15 protein-coding genes are annotated in these 16,897 nt (G+C 30.3%); 9 read left to right on the top strand and 6 right to left on the bottom strand.

Annotated elements, in window-relative coordinates:
* Positions 1-34: 34 nt before the first annotated feature.
* From BLU40_RS04270 to BLU40_RS04255, 4 genes are all read left to right on the top strand, one after another.
* The gene (locus BLU40_RS04270; protein ID WP_090120052.1) at positions 35-1,087 is read left to right on the top strand and encodes a branched-chain amino acid aminotransferase; all 1,053 of its coding nucleotides are present in this window, start codon (positions 35-37) and stop codon (positions 1,085-1,087) included.
* Between the two features lie 117 nt (positions 1,088-1,204).
* Entirely contained in the window at positions 1,205-2,200 is a 996-nt protein-coding gene (gene nadA, locus BLU40_RS04265) for a quinolinate synthase NadA (RefSeq protein WP_090120049.1), read from the top strand.
* 12 nt (positions 2,201-2,212) lie between these two features.
* The gene (gene nadB, locus BLU40_RS04260; protein WP_245729892.1) at positions 2,213-3,796 is read left to right on the top strand and encodes an L-aspartate oxidase; all 1,584 of its coding nucleotides are present in this window, start codon (positions 2,213-2,215) and stop codon (positions 3,794-3,796) included.
* Positions 3,797-3,918: 122 nt separating this feature from the next.
* Positions 3,919-6,351, top strand: coding sequence for a hypothetical protein (locus BLU40_RS04255; protein ID WP_090120047.1), 2,433 nt, complete (start codon positions 3,919-3,921; stop codon positions 6,349-6,351).
* A gap of 47 nt (positions 6,352-6,398) precedes the next feature.
* On the opposite strand, the gene BLU40_RS04250 is transcribed toward BLU40_RS04255, so the two are convergent.
* The 3 genes from BLU40_RS04250 to BLU40_RS04235 all read right to left on the bottom strand — a co-directional run bounded on the left by BLU40_RS04250 (position 6,399) and on the right by BLU40_RS04235 (position 10,151).
* The gene (locus BLU40_RS04250) at positions 6,399-8,495 is read right to left on the bottom strand and encodes a M13 family metallopeptidase (protein WP_090120046.1); all 2,097 of its coding nucleotides are present in this window, start codon (positions 8,493-8,495) and stop codon (positions 6,399-6,401) included.
* Between the two features lie 74 nt (positions 8,496-8,569).
* Entirely contained in the window at positions 8,570-8,959 is a 390-nt protein-coding gene (locus BLU40_RS04245; protein WP_090120045.1) for a pyrophosphohydrolase domain-containing protein, read from the bottom strand.
* A gap of 274 nt (positions 8,960-9,233) precedes the next feature.
* A complete protein-coding gene (locus BLU40_RS04235; protein WP_090120043.1) occupies positions 9,234-10,151 on the bottom strand; it encodes an ion channel in 918 nt (305 codons plus the stop codon).
* 68 nt (positions 10,152-10,219) lie between these two features.
* Here BLU40_RS04235 and BLU40_RS04230 point away from each other — a divergent pair, with 68 nt between their 5' ends.
* A complete protein-coding gene (locus BLU40_RS04230) occupies positions 10,220-11,230 on the top strand; it encodes an SRPBCC family protein (protein WP_090120042.1) in 1,011 nt (336 codons plus the stop codon).
* Between the two features lie 37 nt (positions 11,231-11,267).
* Here BLU40_RS04230 and BLU40_RS04225 read toward each other — a convergent pair whose 3' ends face one another.
* Complete coding sequence (locus BLU40_RS04225; RefSeq protein ID WP_090120041.1) at positions 11,268-11,831, bottom strand: DNA-3-methyladenine glycosylase I; 564 nt, start codon at positions 11,829-11,831, stop codon at positions 11,268-11,270.
* A gap of 67 nt (positions 11,832-11,898) precedes the next feature.
* Here BLU40_RS04225 and BLU40_RS04220 point away from each other — a divergent pair, with 67 nt between their 5' ends.
* Positions 11,899-12,300: a DUF6146 family protein gene (locus BLU40_RS04220; protein ID WP_090120040.1), complete on the top strand. Its 402-nt coding sequence runs from the start codon at positions 11,899-11,901 to the stop codon at positions 12,298-12,300.
* Between the two features lie 53 nt (positions 12,301-12,353).
* Here the strand turns inward: BLU40_RS04220 and pckA are convergent, their stop codons facing one another.
* Together pckA and BLU40_RS04210 are read right to left on the bottom strand one after the other, a co-directional pair.
* The gene (gene pckA, locus BLU40_RS04215) at positions 12,354-13,973 is read right to left on the bottom strand and encodes a phosphoenolpyruvate carboxykinase (ATP) (protein WP_090120039.1); all 1,620 of its coding nucleotides are present in this window, start codon (positions 13,971-13,973) and stop codon (positions 12,354-12,356) included.
* A gap of 297 nt (positions 13,974-14,270) precedes the next feature.
* On the bottom strand, positions 14,271-14,645 hold the full coding sequence (locus BLU40_RS04210; protein ID WP_090120038.1) for a DUF423 domain-containing protein: 375 nt from the start codon (positions 14,643-14,645) through the stop codon (positions 14,271-14,273).
* A 76-nt stretch (positions 14,646-14,721) separates the two neighbouring features.
* Between BLU40_RS04210 and BLU40_RS04205 the strand changes: the two genes are divergently transcribed.
* Genes BLU40_RS04205 through BLU40_RS04195 form a run of 3 tightly spaced genes read left to right on the top strand, consistent with a single transcriptional unit; the run spans position 14,722 to position 16,895 of the window.
* A complete protein-coding gene (locus tag BLU40_RS04205) occupies positions 14,722-14,955 on the top strand; it encodes a putative signal transducing protein (RefSeq protein ID WP_090120037.1) in 234 nt (77 codons plus the stop codon).
* A 46-nt stretch (positions 14,956-15,001) separates the two neighbouring features.
* Positions 15,002-16,372 (top strand): saccharopine dehydrogenase family protein, encoded by a 1,371-nt coding sequence (locus BLU40_RS04200; protein WP_090120036.1) that lies wholly within the window; start codon positions 15,002-15,004, stop codon positions 16,370-16,372.
* A 52-nt stretch (positions 16,373-16,424) separates the two neighbouring features.
* Positions 16,425-16,895 carry a hypothetical protein gene (locus BLU40_RS04195; protein WP_090120035.1) on the top strand — a complete coding sequence of 157 codons (471 nt, stop codon included), beginning with the start codon at positions 16,425-16,427 and terminating at the stop codon, positions 16,893-16,895.
* The last annotated feature ends 2 nt before the right edge of the window (positions 16,896-16,897 follow it).

Here is a 16,897-nt window from a genome sequence, read left to right as displayed (position 1 = left end):
TAAGTAATTTTGTTTAATCAAAAAATGACTTATTATGGCTTTAAACATTGAAAAAATTGCAAAATCAAAAATTTCAGATGTAGATTTTAGTAACTTAAAATTTGGTGAAATTTTTACGGATCATATGTTTGAATGTGATTACAAAGATGGTGAATGGCAAACTCCTCAAATTAGACCTTATCAACCAATTGCTTTCGACCCATCAGCAAAAGTCTTTCATTATGGCCAAGCTGTTTTTGAAGGAATGAAAGCCTACAAAGATAAAAACGATGATATTTGGTTGTTTAGACCAGATCAAAATCAAGAACGTATAAACAAATCTGCTGAGCGTTTAGATATGCCTGCTTTTCCAAAAGAATTTTTCTTTGAAGGGTTGAATGAATTATTGAAATTAGACAGTCAATGGGTTCAAAAAGGAGAAGGAGATTCCTTATATATTCGTCCATTTGTTATTGCAACTGAAAACTGTGTCTCGGCATCTGCTTCTACAAATTATAAATTTATGATTATTTGTGCACCAGTTCAAGCATATTATGCTGGTGAAGTAAGAGTAGTTTTTGCTGATAAATATAGCAGATCTGCTAATGGTGGTGTTGGATTTGCTAAAGCTGCAGGTAATTACGCTGCATCTTTCTATCCTGCTCGTTTAGCTGCCGAACAAGGTTACCAACAAGTAGTTTGGACAGACGCTTCTACGCACGAATATTTAGAAGAAGCTGGTACAATGAATGTTTTCTTTAGAGTAAACGACACTTTAATTACGGCACCAACTAGCGATAGAATTTTAGATGGTGTTACTAGAAAAAGTTTAATTCAATTAGCAGAAGATGAAGGCATAAAAGTTGAAGTTAGGCCTGTTTCTAGACAAGAAATTGTTGAAGCTGCTAAAAAAGGCGAACTAAAAGAAATGTTTGGTGCTGGTACTGCAGCAGTAATTAGTATAATTCAAGGTTTTGCAGATCAAGATCAAAAATTTGAATTACCAGTAATGGAAGATAGCTACGCATTACGCTTAAAAACTCGCTTAACTGGTATCCAACAAAATAAACTTGAAGACAAATTTAACTGGACTTATAAAGTTCGATAAGCAGTTGAGCTTACATATAAACAAAATTTAGTAAATTGCAATGCTTAGCAAACGGGTACATACCCGTTTGTTTGGCATATTTTTTGGTCTAAAAACAATATAAACAACGCACATTTTATGACTACACTAGAAAAAGCAAAAAAAAATTTAGAAGAAAAAGGGTTTTTAGATATTGAAACGCCTAAAGATATAGATTACGTTAGTGAAATTAAAAAACTACGTAAAGAAAAAAATGCTGTAATTTTAGCTCACTACTATCAAGAAGACGCAATACAAGATATTGCAGATTTTGTTGGAGATAGTTTAGCTCTAGCGCAAAAAGCAGCAACTACTGATGCTGATATTATTGTTTTTGCAGGCGTACATTTTATGGCTGAAACTGCAAAAATTTTAAATCCAGAAAAAAAAGTTTTACTCCCAGATTTAAAAGCTGGTTGCTCATTGGCTGATTCTTGTCCGCCTTCAGAATTTGCGGCATTTAAAAAAGAACATCCAAACCATTTAGTGGTTTCTTACGTAAACACTTCAGCAGAGATTAAAGCATTGACAGATATTGTTTGTACTTCTTCTAATGCTGAAATGATTATTAACTCTATACCAAAAGATCAACCAATTATTTTTGCTCCAGACAGAAACTTAGGAGCTTGGCTAATTAAAGAAACGGGAAGAGATATGGTACTTTGGGATGGGGCTTGTATGGTGCACGAAGCTTTTTCCATAGATAAAATTTTAGCCTTACACGCTGAAAATCCAGAAGCAGAAATTATTGCACATCCTGAGTCTCAAGCTCATTTATTAAAGGTTGCAAAATACGTTGGTTCAACTTCAGGCTTATTAAATTATGTAAAAAATAGTGAAGCCAAATCATTTATTGTTGCTACGGAAGTTGGTATTTTACACCAAATGAGACAAGATGCACCAGATAAAATTTTAATTCCTGCTCCTGTAGAAGATGACAACTGTAACTGTAGCGAATGTTTTTATATGAAAATGAATACAATGAAAAAACTGTATTTATGCTTAAAACACGAATTACCAAATGTTGAAGTTGAAGCTGAATTAAGTAAAAAAGCATTAGTTTCTATTGAACGTATGCTTGAACTTTCAAAATAATACAAATTTACAATGAACGCTGATAAAAGAATTTTTCAAACTGATTTTTTAGTAATTGGTTCAGGTATATCTGGCTTAACTTTTGCTTTAAAAGTTGCCAATCAATTTAAAGATTGTACCGTTACAATAGTAACTAAAAACGAAAAAAACGAATGTAACACCAAATATGCACAAGGTGGAATTGCAACAGTTTGGAACAAAACAGTAGATTCATTTGAACAACATATACAAGATACTTTAATTGCTGGTGATGGTATTTGCGATGAAAAAGTAGTTAAAATGGTTGTTGAAGAAGCCCCAGATAGACTAAATGAACTTATTGAATGGGGAGCAAAATTCGACAAATTAAAAGATGGCAGCTATTCATTAGGTCGAGAAGGTGGGCACTCTCAAGACAGAATTTTACACCATAAAGATATTACTGGTGCCGAAATTGAAAGAGCACTTATTGAACAAGTAGAAGCTAAAGAAAATATTACTTTTTTAGACTACCACTACTCTATCGATTTAATTACGGAACATCAAGTAAAACAAAAGCAAACCAAAAGGAAAGAGAACATTACTTGCTTTGGTGCTTACGTTTTAGACATAAAAAAAAGTATTGTAAAAACCTTTTCTGCCAAAGTAACTATGCTTGCAACTGGTGGAAATGGACAAGTTTACAATACAACAACAAACCCTGTTGTTGCAACAGGAGATGGAATTGCAATGGCTTACCGAGCTAAAGCTGAAATTGCTGATGTTGAATTTATTCAATTTCACCCAACTGCATTATTTAACCCTGGTGAATACCCTGCTTTTTTAATTTCTGAAGCTGTTCGTGGTGAAGGTGCAATATTAAGAGATTTTGAAGGTAATAGGTTTATGAAAAAATACGATGACCGTGAAGAACTAGCTTCGCGAGATATTGTTGCAAGAGCCATTGATAATGAATTAAAACAAAGTGGAGCTCCACATGTGTACTTAGATTGTACACATATGGACTATGAAGAATTTATTAAACATTTTCCAAATATTAACGAAAAATGCATTAGCTTAGGTATAGATGTTCGTAAAGATTATATACCTGTTTCTCCTGCACAACATTATATTTGCGGAGGTGTTGATGTAAATAAAAAAGCAAAAACTTCATTAAAAAACTTATACGCTTGTGGCGAAGTTACACGCAGTGGTTTACACGGAGGTAACAGATTAGCTTCAAACTCATTATTAGAAGGTATTGTTTATGCTCACAACGCATACCAGAACTTAACTAAACGTTTCCATAAAATTAAAGAGCCAGATAGTATTCCTTTATGGAATGATAGCGGTGTTGTAAAAAACATGGAAAAAGTTTTAATTACTCACGACAGAAATGAAGTTAAAACTATTATGAGTAACTATGTTGGAATTGTTCGCTCTAATGAACGTTTACTACGTGCAGAAAGAAGATTAAGAGGCTTATACGAAGACAATAAAAGATTGTACGATCATTCTGAACTTTCGGTAGATTTATGTGAGCTTAGAAACTTAATTACAACCGCTTACTTAATTACTCAGTTTTCAAAAACTAGGAAAGAAAACAAAGGTGGTTTCTATAGTGCAGACTTAGTATAGTGTTTGTATAATGTTATTTTGTTAAATAAATTGTTTAATTAAACGGTTCTCTTTAAGTTTGTTTAAATTAATAAGTGTATAATTTACTCTTATTAAATCAATATTTTAAACAAATCTATAGAATGAATACTCCCTTAAAAAATATAGCATTTTTAATTGCTTTTCTTTTTATAAACATTACTACAATTTTTGCTCAAAACACCGAGAAAAACCAATCAAAAGTATTAGAAAAAATATACTTACATACAGATAGAAATTTTTATAACATAGGAGAGTCTCTTTGGTATAAAGCGTATAGTTTAAATGCTCAAACAAATAAACCTCATAAGCATAGTAGAATTCTGCATGTTGAACTAATTTCTCCCGACAAAAAAATTATTTCAAAAAGAAAAACCTATCTAGACAGCGGAATGGGTAATGGTGATTTTATTCTTACTGATTCTCTTGGAGTAAAAAAACCAGGAACATACCAATTAAGAGCTTACACTAAGTGGATGCGTAATTTTGGAGATCACTTTATTTTTACTAAAAATATTGAAATAATTAGTATAAACGATAAAAACAAAGCCATTGTCGAAGCTAATAAAAAGAAAAACAAACCTTCAAAAAAAATTGAAAAAGAAGTTGAAATTAAAGACTTTATTGATTTACAATTTTTTCCAGAAGGAGGTTCGCTAGTAGAAAATGTTTATAGCATTGTTGCTTTTAAAGCTACAAAAAATGGCTCGCCATTAAAAATTGAAGGTTTAATAAAAAACTCTAATGGTGAAAGTATTGCTTCTTTAAAAACCGAACATGATGGAATGGGTCGTTTTAAAATTCAACCTAAACTAACTGAAAATTATACGGCAGAAATAACTATTAATAATGAAATTAAAGAATTTAAGCTTCCTGAAATTTATAAAACAGGCTATACTCTGGGTGTAAAAAAAGTTCAAAATAAAATTGTTGGAGTAATTAATACAAATGAAAAAACGTTAAGTACCAAACCTTCTACAAAGTTTAAAATTTTAATTAAAACTCGTGGAATTGTTTACTTTGAAGGCTTGGTTGAATCAAATAAATATTCTACTCCTTTTCTTATTCCAAGTAATGTTTTACCTGAAGGAATTGCACAAGTAACTATTTTTGATGAAGAAGGAAAACCTTACGGAGAAAGACTTGTTTATATTGAAAAACAAAAAAATCATTCTATAACCTTAAAAGCTAATAAAACTGGATATGAACCTAAAGAAAAAGTTACTCTTACTGTAAATGCAAAAGATAAAAACGATAAACGTTTATTTTCTAATTTTTCACTAGCTGCTGTTGACCAAACAAGTAACGGAACTAATTCGGACAACTTTGAAAATATATGCTCGTACTTTTTAATGCAAGCAGACATTAAGGGAAATGTTAATAATGCAGGATACTATTTTAATCCTTCAAACAAAAAAAGATTAATACATTTAGATTTACTATTACAAACACAAGGATGGAGAGATTTTCTTTGGAAAAAAGAACTTAAAACTACCGAAAGAAAATTTGATATAGAATTGGGTATTAACGTAACTGGTAGAGTAAAAAAACTATTTGGTAACGGACCAAAGCCAAACAGTAAAGTTCTTATGTATTATATAGATAAGGAAAAAACTGCTATGAATGTTTCGGAGGCTGATAAAAATGGAAGGTTTGCTTTTGAAAACTTAGTAATATTTGGCGAAACAACAATAATGTTAAGTGCTAAAGATAAAGGTAATAAGTCTAAAGGTGAAATTGTTTTAGACTCTTTAGAAATTGCTCCTCCAGCTATTAAATTTGACATTACTAAAATTAATTCAGAAGAAAAAACAGCTACTGAAACCGTAAAAGAAAACATTTTTAAAAAATTTATAGATTTTGATGTTCCTATTGCAAACCAATTAGATGAAGTTTTAGTAGTAGGAAAAGCCAAAAAAGCAAAAGATGCAAATGAATTTATTAGCTTTAATCAAACTTTTGTTGCTGACGGAACTAATACAGATTTTAATAGTGTTCAAGATTTAATTCAGTTTTCTATACCAAATATTCAAGTTGTAAATGATACTATAAGTTTTTCTAGACATAGAGGCAGACCTGCATTAATTGTATTGAATGATATTGAAATTGACGCAAGTGAAGTTTCTTCAATTGTACCTGAAAGTATTGACAGAATTGAAGCAATAAGTGATGGTTCTATGAGTAATTTTACAAATGGAGTTAATGGTGTTATTTTAATTTACACTAAAAAAGGTGTTGAAGCGACAAGAGAACGAAAAAAATTCCACACTTCGAAAGATGTTATTTTAGGTATTTATAACTGGAGAGCCTTTTACTCTCCTAACTATGAAGAAAAAAAGGAAAAAGCTTGGGATGAATTTGCTGATATTAGGAATACTCTATATTGGAATCCGTATGTAATTCCAAATGAAGAAGGTGTTTACACTATGAGTTATTTTAATAGTGAAGTACCTACAAAAGTAGGTGTTACTTTAGAAGGAATAACTGCAGATGGAATTCCTATTTGCATTAAAACAAATTACACTATTGAAAAATAAAAAAAAGCCAACGATTAATCGTTGGCTTTTTTTTATTACTTTTTTTATTACCAAATTTTTACTCTATCATCTGGTGTTAAATACATTTTATCTCCTTCTACAATATTAAACGCTGCATAAAACGCATCTACATTTTGTAAAGGCATATAAGCTCTATACATACCTGGAGAATGTGGGTCAGTTTTAATTAAGTTACGCATTGCATCGTCTCTCATAATAGTTCTCCAAATTGTACCCCAACTCATAAAGAAACGTTGTTCTGGAGTAAAACCATCAATATTCTCTGGTCTTCCGTTTTTCTCGTAAAATATTTGAAGCCCATCATAAGCAGAATTAACTCCTCCTAAATCTCCAATATTTTCTCCTAATGTAAATTCGCCATTTAACTTAGCGTCATCTAAAGCTTGCACAGCACTATATTGGTCTGATAATTTTTTACCTAATATTGCAAATTTTTCAGAATCCTCGTCTGTCCACCAGTTATTTAAGTTACCATCAGCATCAAACCTAGCTCCAGCATCATCAAAACAGTGAGATATTTCGTGACCAATAACAGCTCCAATTCCACCATAGTTAACAGCTTCATCTGCTTTGTAGTTATAAAAAGGCGGCTGTAAAATAGCAGCTGGAAAAACAATTTCGTTATTTACAGGGTTAAAATAAGCATTCACTACTTGCGGTGCCATTCCCCACTCACTTCTATCTACTGGTTTACCTAATTTTGCCATTTTTTGATCAAAGTTCCACTTTCCAATATTTATTGAATTTTGAAAATACGAACCTCCATCTTTAACACCTTTTACATCTAAAGCTGCATAATCTTTCCATTTATCAGGATACGCAATTTTAACTGTCATTTTTTCTAATTTTTCAACAGCTTTTGCTTTAGTTTCTGCAGTCATCCAATCTAATGCATTGATACGTTTTTCGAAACCTAACATTACATTTTTAATCATTTCTTCAGCTTTAGCTTTAGCTTCTGGCGGAAACTTTTTATCTACATATAATTTACCTAAAGCTTCACCAATATTATTATTTAAAGAACCTAAAGCTCTTTCATCTCTTGCTCTTTGTTGTTTGGCTCCACTTAACTCTTTATTGTAAAACTCCCAATTTGCAACATCTAATTCTTTATTTAACATTCCAGCAGCTCTGTCAATAGTTGTCCAACGTAAATACAGTTTAATATCGTCTATACTACTAGATTTTAAAATAGACTCAACAGCTTCCATATAAGCAGGCTGCATAACAATAACTCTTTCTAAGTCTTTTGCTCCAATACCATCAAAATATGCTTTCCAATTAATTGAAGGAACTAATGTTGCTATTTCTTCAATAGTTTTTGGGTTGTATAGTTTTCTAGTATCTCGAGATTCTTCTTTTGTTAATCTAGGTTCAGCTAAACTGTATTCGTATTTAAAAATACGATTAGCATTTGCTGTTGCATCTTCTTTAGAGTCGCCAAAGAATTGTAGCATTTTTGCTATATGTGCAATATACTTTTCTCTTTTACCTTTAGTATCTTCATCTTGATCTACATAATAATCTCTAGATAAGCCTAAACCTGCAGGAGTTACATAACCTGCATTCATTTTACTATCTTTTAAATCATTAAAAACGGCAAAATTAAAAAATCCAGCACCTCCATAAGGCGCCATATCGGTTAATAATTTATTTAAATCTGAAATATTTTTTAAAGCGTCAATTCTATCTAAAAATGGCTTAACAGGTTCAATTCCTTGTTTTTCTCTAGAAACAGTATCCATAATAGACTCATAAAAATGTACTGCTTTTTGCTGATCTGATTCTACTGTAAAATTTCCTTGTGCATCTTTCAGCTTTGGAAACTCACCTTCAGCAATTGCTTCATTTAAGATTTTTAATACATCTTCGTCTGTTTTTTTACGTAGTTCGTTAAAACTTCCCCAAGAAGTTCTATCTGCCGGGATCTCAGTTTTATCTACCCAAGCTCCATTTACATACCTAAAAAAATCGTCGTTTGGACGAACAGATGTATCCATGTTTTCAACAATAATTCCAGGTATTTTTTCTTCTTCAACTTGTTTTTCACCTTTACAAGAAAAGGTTAAAGACAAAGCCGCTACTGAAGAAAACAGTACTACTTTTTTGATTGAATTTTTCATAATATTTGATTGATGATGTTTGAATTTAATTACTAAAATAGAAAGAATAAAATAAATTACCCTTCTAAATCATATTAAGATTTTTTTAATATAGCTTCAATATTTGGTTTAAAATAGCTTGGTCCTTTCATAACTTTACCATCTTCTCGATAAATTGGGTTTCCATCTGCGCCAAGTTTACTCATATTACTACGTTGTATTTCATTAAAAACTTCTTCTATTTTATGCTGCATACCATGTTCTAAAATAGTACCGCATAAAATATACAACATATCTCCAAGAGCATCTGCCACTTCAACTAAATCATTTGCTTTAGCAGCTTCTAAATATTCTAAATTTTCTTCTGCCATTAAATTGAACCTCAAATCTATTTTGTTAGCTGATAAGTTTGCAATTGGTTCATTTTTTACGCCCAATCCAAACGCGTTATGAAAAGTTTCTACTGCTTTTAATTTATTTTTCATTTTTTAGTTCCTAAATATTAATTGATTCTTTTTTTTAATGTATGTTATTTTAAAAAATAATGTACATTTGACTTTAAATATACACTTTTAATATGTTTACAAAAGGTCAGCTTTATTTTGCTGCTTGTTTTATAGTAGTATTCACATTAGCAATGATTTGGAGCTATAGAAAAGATATAAAAATTCACAAAAAACATTATAAAAATTCTTTTATAATACTGATATCTCTATTTTTAATAATAGCTGTATTTGCCATTATTACATTTTCTTTACACTAATTCATTTTCTCTACATCACTTAAAATACTGTGATCTAAAACTGTATAACCTTCTTCATCAAAAGAAAAAGATTTTTTAAACTTAACATCTACCAATAATCGATCTGCTTTATAAGAGTGCATTTGATTTACTTGTTGCGAAAAAGTTTCATCGTGATATTGAATTAAAACATATAATTCTGCGTCCAACATTTTAATTTCTGCTTTAGTCATTCCTGCAAACGGACTATCATTATCTATTTCATGAACAATTGTCCAAGTAGTAGTTAGGTACTTTAACTTATCCATTTGTAATTTTAATCTAAAATAATCCTTTTTAAAATTACCGTCTTCAGCTTTTATTGTATTTGAATATATTACTGTTACTTCTGGATCTATCATTATACTCGGACGATAATTCATTAACTTAAACATTACAGCCATACCGCCTTCATAATCTCTTAAAACAACATTATTACTAAACTTAACTGCTGCTTTGGGTTTAGAAAATCTACCATATAACAATCCAGTTATAAAAGAAAAACTTAACAAACCTGTTAAAGCTTGAAATGTTGATATTACATTACCAATAAAACCTTGAGGAGAAAGACCTCCATAACCAACCGTAGTAATTGTTTGTGCACTAAAAAAGAATGCATTAAAAAAGTCATCTATTTTACTTCCTGTTGAATTTGTTATTTGCTCAATACCAACTAATAAATATATAGTTGCAAAAATTGTATTAACTATAATGTATGAGATAAATACAAAAATGAAAAACTTGAACCAAGAAATATCTATCAAATAGGCATACGTATCATTAATACTTAACGACTTATTTTTATGTATAACATTTGAATGTCCTTTTTCATTAATCATACTTTGCGAATTCTTACTAGAAGAATACCCAAATCCAGGATCTTTAATTCTTTTCATTATAGAAATTGTAAATTATACACTAAAGTAAATTAATTTATTAAATTTAACACTTAATTCAAAAATTTATGAAAGCACTTAAGTATTTACTTCTTTTAATTTTAGTTTTAATTATTGGAGGCTCCATTTATATAGCAACTTTAAATGGAAATTACGATGTAAAAAGAAGCAGAACTATGAAAATACCTGCGGAAGTTATTTACAACAATGTAAACGATTATAAAAACTGGCAACATTGGGGACCTTGGTATGAGATGGACTCAACAATTGTAGCTTCATACCCAGCTAAAACATCTGGAGTTGATGCATCTTATACTTGGACAGGAAAAGATGGAGCTGGCTCAATGAAAACACTATCTTTAATTCCAAACAAACAACTAATACAAGAACTTCAATTCTCGCAAGGAAGCCCTTCTGAAATTACTTGGAATATTGAATATACAAATACTGGAAATAAAGTCACTTGGGGAATGAAGGGTGAAAATTCATTCAGCGAAAAAGCTTTTTGGTTAACTCAAGGTGGTATAGAAAAAAATATGGCTCCAATGTTTAGCCGAGGCTTAGAATTATTAGAAAAACACCTATTAAAAGAAATGGATAAACATTCTTTCGAATTTGTGGGTGAAGTTGACCACGGTGGTGGTTTTTATTTATACCAAACAACGTCTTGTAAAATAAACGATGCCGATAAAAAAATGGGAGAAATGTTTCCAGCAGTAGCAGAATATATTGAAAAAAACAAAATAGATACTTCAGGTAAACCATTTTTATTAACTCATAATTGGGACGAACAAAATAAAACAACTATGTTTTCTACTTGCGTTCCTGTAAAAGAAAGAATTGAGACTGAAGGAAATGTTTTAACTGGCTATTTACTACCTCAAAAAACATTTAAAACAGTATACAAAGGTAGCTACACAAATTCTTATAAAGCTTGGGAAGCTGCTTACAAAGAATTAGCTAAAAAAGGTTTTAAAGAAGTTGAAAAAGGCGAACCTTTTGAAGTTTATAAAATTAGGCCAACTGATAATTCGAATCCTGCAGAATGGATAACAGAAATTTATATACCTATTGAATAGTTATAAAAAAAAGGAGGAACTAAGTTCCTCCTTTTTTTTATACTTCATTATATCTAAAACAATCTGTTACGTGATCGTTAACCATACCTGTAGCCTGCATATGCGCATATATTACAGTTGAACCAACAAATTTAAATCCTCGCTTTTTTAAATCTTTAGAAATTTTATCTGATAGTTCTGTAGTTGCCGGAACTTCATCTAACGATTTTGCTTTATTTTTAATAGGCCTTCCATTTACAAAACCCCAAATGTATTTAGAAAATGAACCAAACTCTTTTTGTACCTCCATAAATGCTAAAGCATTAGAAATTGTTGCTTTAACCTTTAATTTGTTTCTAATAATACCTGCATTATTTATTAATTCGGTAAACTTAGCATCATTATAAGTTGCAATTATTTTGTAATCAAAATTATCAAAAGCCTCTCTAAAATTTTCTCTCTTTTTTAAAACAGTTATCCAGCTTAAACCTGCTTGAAACGTTTCTAAAATTAAAAACTCAAATAATTTAGCATCATCATACACAGGCACTCCCCATTCAGTATCATGATATTCGACATATAAAGGGTCATTACCACACCAAGCACATCTGTTTTTTTCCATGGTTCTATATTTACTGTCAAATATAATGGAATAATTTTTGTAGCTTTATTTTTAAAACATACTTATTATGAGAAACTTAATAGCAGCTTTTATTCTCGGGTTTATTCTTTTTGCTTGTGGTACAAGCAATAAAACTATAAACACTAACAATTTACCAGAACATGCAGTTAGAATTGCTAACGATAGTTTAGAGTATGAAATTATAATAGTTGATATTGGTTTTGACACTTATTTAGCAACAATTGCACAACCAATGAACTTCTATTCGCAAAACTACTACGAAGTAAAAAATAGATTTTATGTTACCGAATGGAACTATAGAGCAAGAACACCCTCAAGATTTAACACTTCAATTTATGAAAATGAAATAGATTACAATTCTCATACCGATTACGGATTAGAGGTAAACTATAAACTATTTAATTACTTTAAATTTGTTGAATATAAATATAAACAACAATTTAATTAAAAAAAAAGGCGGCTCATAAATGAACCGCCTTTTTTATTAAATAAAAACTACAATTATAATTGTGGACCAGCCGCAACTAATGCTTTTCCTTCATCGTTTCCAGTATACTTAACGAAGTTATCGATAAATAAACCAGCTAGTTTTTTAGCGTTAGCATCCCATTCAGAAGCATCAGCATAAGTATCTCTTGGATCTAAGATTCCAGTATCAACACCTGGTAAAGAAGTAGGTACTTCTAAGTTGAAAATTGGCATAACTTTAGTTTCTGCTTTTTCAATTGAACCATCTAAAATTGAGTTGATAATTCCTCTTGTATCTTGAATAGAAATTCTTTTTCCTGTTCCATTCCATCCTGTGTTTACTAAGTAAGCTTCAGCTCCGTGCTCTTCCATCTTTTTAACTAATTCTGCACCGTATTTAGTTGGGTGTAAAGTTAAGAAAGCTTCTCCGAAACAAGCAGAGAATGTAGGAGTTGGTTCAGTAACACCTCTCTCAGTACCAGCTAACTTAGCTGTAAATCCTGATAAGAAATGGTATTGAGTTTGCTCTGGAGTTAATTTAGAAACTGGAGGCAATACACCAAATGCATCAGCAGATAAGAATATTACTTTTTGTGCGTGACCTGCTTTAGAAGGTACTGCAATATTTTCGATATGGTTAATTGGGTAAGAAACACGAGTGTTTTGACTTACAGAACCATCAGTAAAATCAATTTTACCATCAGCATCAACAGTTACGTTTTCTAATAAAGCATTTCTTTTAATAGCTCCGTAAATTTCTGGTTCAGCATCTTTATCTAAATCGATAGTTTTTGCGTAACATCCACCTTCAAAGTTAAATACTCCATTATCATCCCATCCGTGCTCATCATCACCAATTAATTTACGTGAAGCATCTGTAGATAAAGTAGTTTTACCAGTTCCTGATAAACCAAAGAAAATAGCTACATCACCATCTTTTCCAACGTTAGCTGAACAGTGCATAGAAGCCATACCGTTTAATGGTAAGTAGTAGTTCATCATTGCGAACATACCTTTTTTCATTTCACCACCATACCAAGTACCACCAATAACTTGCATTTTTTCAGTCATGTTGAATACTGTAAAGTTTTCAGAATTTAATCCGTGCTCTTTCCAGTTAGCGTTAGATATTTTAGATCCGTTCATTACTGTAAAGTCAGGCTCTCCGTATACCTCTAATTCTTCAGCAGTTGGTTTAATAAACATGTTTGATACGAAGTGAGCTTGCCAAGCAACCTCTACTACGAAACGTACTTTTAATCTTGAATCTTCGTTAGCTCCACAAAAAGTGTCAACTACAAATAATTTTTGTCCTGATAATCTGTCAACAACTAATTTTTTTAAGTCATTCCAAACAGCTTGTGTAGTTGGTTTGTTATCATTAACAGCTTGTTCTGATGTCCACCACATTGAATCTTTTGTAGCATCATCCTTTACAATAAACTTATCTTTAGGAGAACGACCTGTAAATTTACCTGTCATTACATTAACAGTATCTAATTCTGTTAATTGAGCTTTCTCGTAACCTTCTAATGAAGGATTCATTTCTTCTTCGAATAATTCTTCGTAAGAAGGGTTGTAAACTATTTCGTTATTGTCTGTTAAGCCTATCTTTTTTAAGGCTTCTACAACTGAATCTCTTAATACTTGCATCTCGTTGTGTTTTTATTTATTGTTATTATGTTTAATTTTCTTATACAAATTTAAGGCATAATAGGGGGTATTTCATATGATAAATATCATCAAAAACCCACTATTTACTAAAACGTTTTCATAGATTAAAAACCTAAAAAACAGCTGGTTAACCACTTTTTCAAAACCCTATTTTTTCCGAAAACCTTTTCGAAAAACGCCTTTTACCACAATTATTTATTAGATTAATAAATATTCCACTAATATTTTACAATAATAGTGTTTCAACTTTAAAAAAAAGAGGTTATTTTATTAAATTTACATTTTATAACTTCGAAAAAGGCTAAAACCTAAGTAAATCCAACCTATAAATAGAAGCATACCTCCTAAGGGCGTAACAAACCAAATTTGTTTAGCACTTACACCAAAAGTTATTGCATAAATAGATCCTGAAAAACAACCAATACCAAGTAAAACTATTAGTGTAATTCTATTTTTATTTCTTTCTGATATTTTAGCAAATGAATTAACAAAAAGCAACATTAATACATGGTACATTTGATAACGCACAGCTGTTTCAAAACTTTTTAACTCTAAAGCAGAAAGCACTTTTTGTAAGGAATGTGCTCCAAAAGCGCCTAATAAAATAGTTATAGCACCTAACAAGCAAACAATTAACAAATTACGATTCATTTTTTTCAAACATTTTGATACAAATATATAATATTTATTTACTAATATTTTGTATCTTTAATTAAACACTTAAGTTATGGAAAACTCTAAAAAAACATTAATTACCATATTAGACACTAGTTTTATTCATAAAATTCAAATTGCAAAATCTTTACTAGAAAGTAAGGGGATTACAAGTTATATTTTTGATGAAAATATGACATCGATTATTGGTACTGCAATAAGTGAAGGTTACAAATTAAAAGTTAACCATCTAGATGCAGATTTAGCAATTACATATTTAGAATCTCTAACTGAGGTCGAAGAATAATACTCTTAATCTTTTTTGTACATTCGTAGTACCTAAAAATTAACTAATGCGAAATATATTAATAATTGGAGCTGGTAAATCATCAGCTTCATTAATTGCATATTTATTAAATAAATCGAATAGCGAAAATTTTACAATTACTATTGGCGATGTAAATTTAGATGCTGCAAATACTATAATAAACAATCATTCTAACGCAAATACTGTTCTTTTAGACATTTTTAATGATGAACAAAGAGAAAAAGCCATAAATAACGCCTCCGTTGTTATTTCTATGCTTCCTGCTCGTTTTCATTTAATAGTTGCTAAAACCTGCTTAAAACTAAAAAAACACTTGGTTACAGCTTCATATGTTTCAAATGAAATGAAATTATTAAACAAGGAGGTTATTTCGAACAATCTTGTTTTTATGAATGAAATAGGTTTAGATCCTGGAATTGACCATATGAGCGCAATGAAAGTTATTGATAGCATTAGAGATAATGGAGGTGAAATGCTCCTTTTTGAATCTTTTTGTGGTGGTTTAGTAGCTCCTCAGTGCGATGATAATTTATGGAATTATAAATTTACTTGGAACCCTAGAAATGTTGTACTAGCTGGTCAAGGTGGAACAGCTAAATTTATTCAAGAAGGAAAATATAAATACATACCATATCAAAAATTATTTAGAAGAACTGAAATTTTAAATATTGATGGTTATGGAAAGTTTGAAGCCTATCCTAATAGAGATTCTTTAAATTACAAATACGAATATGGGTTAGATAATATTTCTACTTTGTACAGAGGTACAATACGTCGTGTTGGTTTTTCTAGAGCTTGGAATATTTTTGTGCAATTGGGAATGACAGACGATACTTATACTATCCAAAACTCTGAAACTATTAGTTACCGAGAGTTTACAAATTTATTTTTAGCTTATAACCCGTATGACTCTGTAGAACTTAAACTTCGCCATTACTTAAAAATAGATCAAGACGATATTGTTTGGGAAAAACTTTTAGAATTGGATATTTTTAATTCAAAAAAAATTGTTGGACTAAAAAATGCTACTCCCGCCCAAATTCTTCAAAAAATATTACAAGACAAATGGACTTTAAATAAAAATGATAAAGACATGATTGTAATGCAACACCTTTTTGGATTTGAAAAAAACGGTAAAAAACAACAAATAGAAAGTAGTATGGTTTGTATTGGAGATGACCAAACTTATACTGCAATGGCAAAAACTGTTGGGTTACCGGTAGGTATTGCTGCATTAAAAATTTTAAATGGCGAAATAAGCTCACCTGGAGTTCAAATACCAACTAACAAAAATGTTTACAATCCTATTTTAAAAGAACTTGAAGAAAACGGAATTATTTTTAAAGAGAAAATGGTTCCTTATTTAGGTTACAATCCCGAACATATAGGTGGATAATTTTTTTTAAAAAGCTCTAAATAAACTATATTTGAGTAAATAGCCCTACACAATGAAAAAACAAACTTCTTTAATAATTGGCAGTATAATAATATTGGTACTAATAGTATCTCCATATCTATTATATATTAACCAATTTATACCCGAAGATTTAAAAACATACCCAACAATATTTGGCGAAATATCACCTGGTTATTTTGGTTCTATTAAAACTTTTGTTTATTGGATATTTGCCAAATTAGTTCCAATAATTCTGCTTTCAATATTATATATTACAAATAAAAACTGGTGGAGTTTAGCAATTCTAGTTCCAATATCCGTATACGTTTTTCAATTAATTAGTGTTATAAATGATAGTGCAGAAAACATAGATGAAATTGAATTTATTTACACATTACCATTATTAGTATTTGTTTCTATAGCACTTTTTTTAATTAGAAGAAAAATAATTATTTACATTAAGGCCAAAGATTTAAAAACTGAAATGGAAGAAGTAATTGAAAAATCAAATCGTAAAGAGTAAAA

This window comes from Lutibacter oricola (assembly GCF_900106565.1).
GTDB classification, from domain to species: Bacteria; Bacteroidota; Bacteroidia; order Flavobacteriales; family Flavobacteriaceae; genus Lutibacter; species Lutibacter oricola.
The sequence above is the reverse complement of the archived record's forward strand: the minus strand, read 5'-3'. Positions and strand labels throughout refer to the sequence as shown.

Excerpts from the sequence above, each read along its gene's own strand:
- BLU40_RS04270 (WP_090120052.1), top strand. The coding sequence starts at position 35 with ATGGCTTTAAACATTGAAAAAATTGCAAAATCAAAAATTTCAGATGTA.
- nadA (WP_090120049.1), top strand. The coding sequence starts at position 1,205 with ATGACTACACTAGAAAAAGCAAAAAAAAATTTAGAAGAAAAAGGGTTT.
- nadB (WP_245729892.1), top strand. The coding sequence starts at position 2,213 with ATGAACGCTGATAAAAGAATTTTTCAAACTGATTTTTTAGTAATTGGT.
- BLU40_RS04255 (WP_090120047.1), top strand. The coding sequence starts at position 3,919 with ATGAATACTCCCTTAAAAAATATAGCATTTTTAATTGCTTTTCTTTTT.
- BLU40_RS04250 (WP_090120046.1), bottom strand. The coding sequence starts at position 8,495 with ATGAAAAATTCAATCAAAAAAGTAGTACTGTTTTCTTCAGTAGCGGCT.
- BLU40_RS04245 (WP_090120045.1), bottom strand. The coding sequence starts at position 8,959 with ATGAAAAATAAATTAAAAGCAGTAGAAACTTTTCATAACGCGTTTGGA.
- BLU40_RS04235 (WP_090120043.1), bottom strand. The coding sequence starts at position 10,151 with ATGAAAAGAATTAAAGATCCTGGATTTGGGTATTCTTCTAGTAAGAAT.
- BLU40_RS04230 (WP_090120042.1), top strand. The coding sequence starts at position 10,220 with ATGAAAGCACTTAAGTATTTACTTCTTTTAATTTTAGTTTTAATTATT.
- BLU40_RS04225 (WP_090120041.1), bottom strand. The coding sequence starts at position 11,831 with ATGGAAAAAAACAGATGTGCTTGGTGTGGTAATGACCCTTTATATGTC.
- BLU40_RS04220 (WP_090120040.1), top strand. The coding sequence starts at position 11,899 with ATGAGAAACTTAATAGCAGCTTTTATTCTCGGGTTTATTCTTTTTGCT.
- pckA (WP_090120039.1), bottom strand. The coding sequence starts at position 13,973 with ATGCAAGTATTAAGAGATTCAGTTGTAGAAGCCTTAAAAAAGATAGGC.
- BLU40_RS04210 (WP_090120038.1), bottom strand. The coding sequence starts at position 14,645 with ATGAATCGTAATTTGTTAATTGTTTGCTTGTTAGGTGCTATAACTATT.
- BLU40_RS04205 (WP_090120037.1), top strand. The coding sequence starts at position 14,722 with ATGGAAAACTCTAAAAAAACATTAATTACCATATTAGACACTAGTTTT.
- BLU40_RS04200 (WP_090120036.1), top strand. The coding sequence starts at position 15,002 with ATGCGAAATATATTAATAATTGGAGCTGGTAAATCATCAGCTTCATTA.
- BLU40_RS04195 (WP_090120035.1), top strand. The coding sequence starts at position 16,425 with ATGAAAAAACAAACTTCTTTAATAATTGGCAGTATAATAATATTGGTA.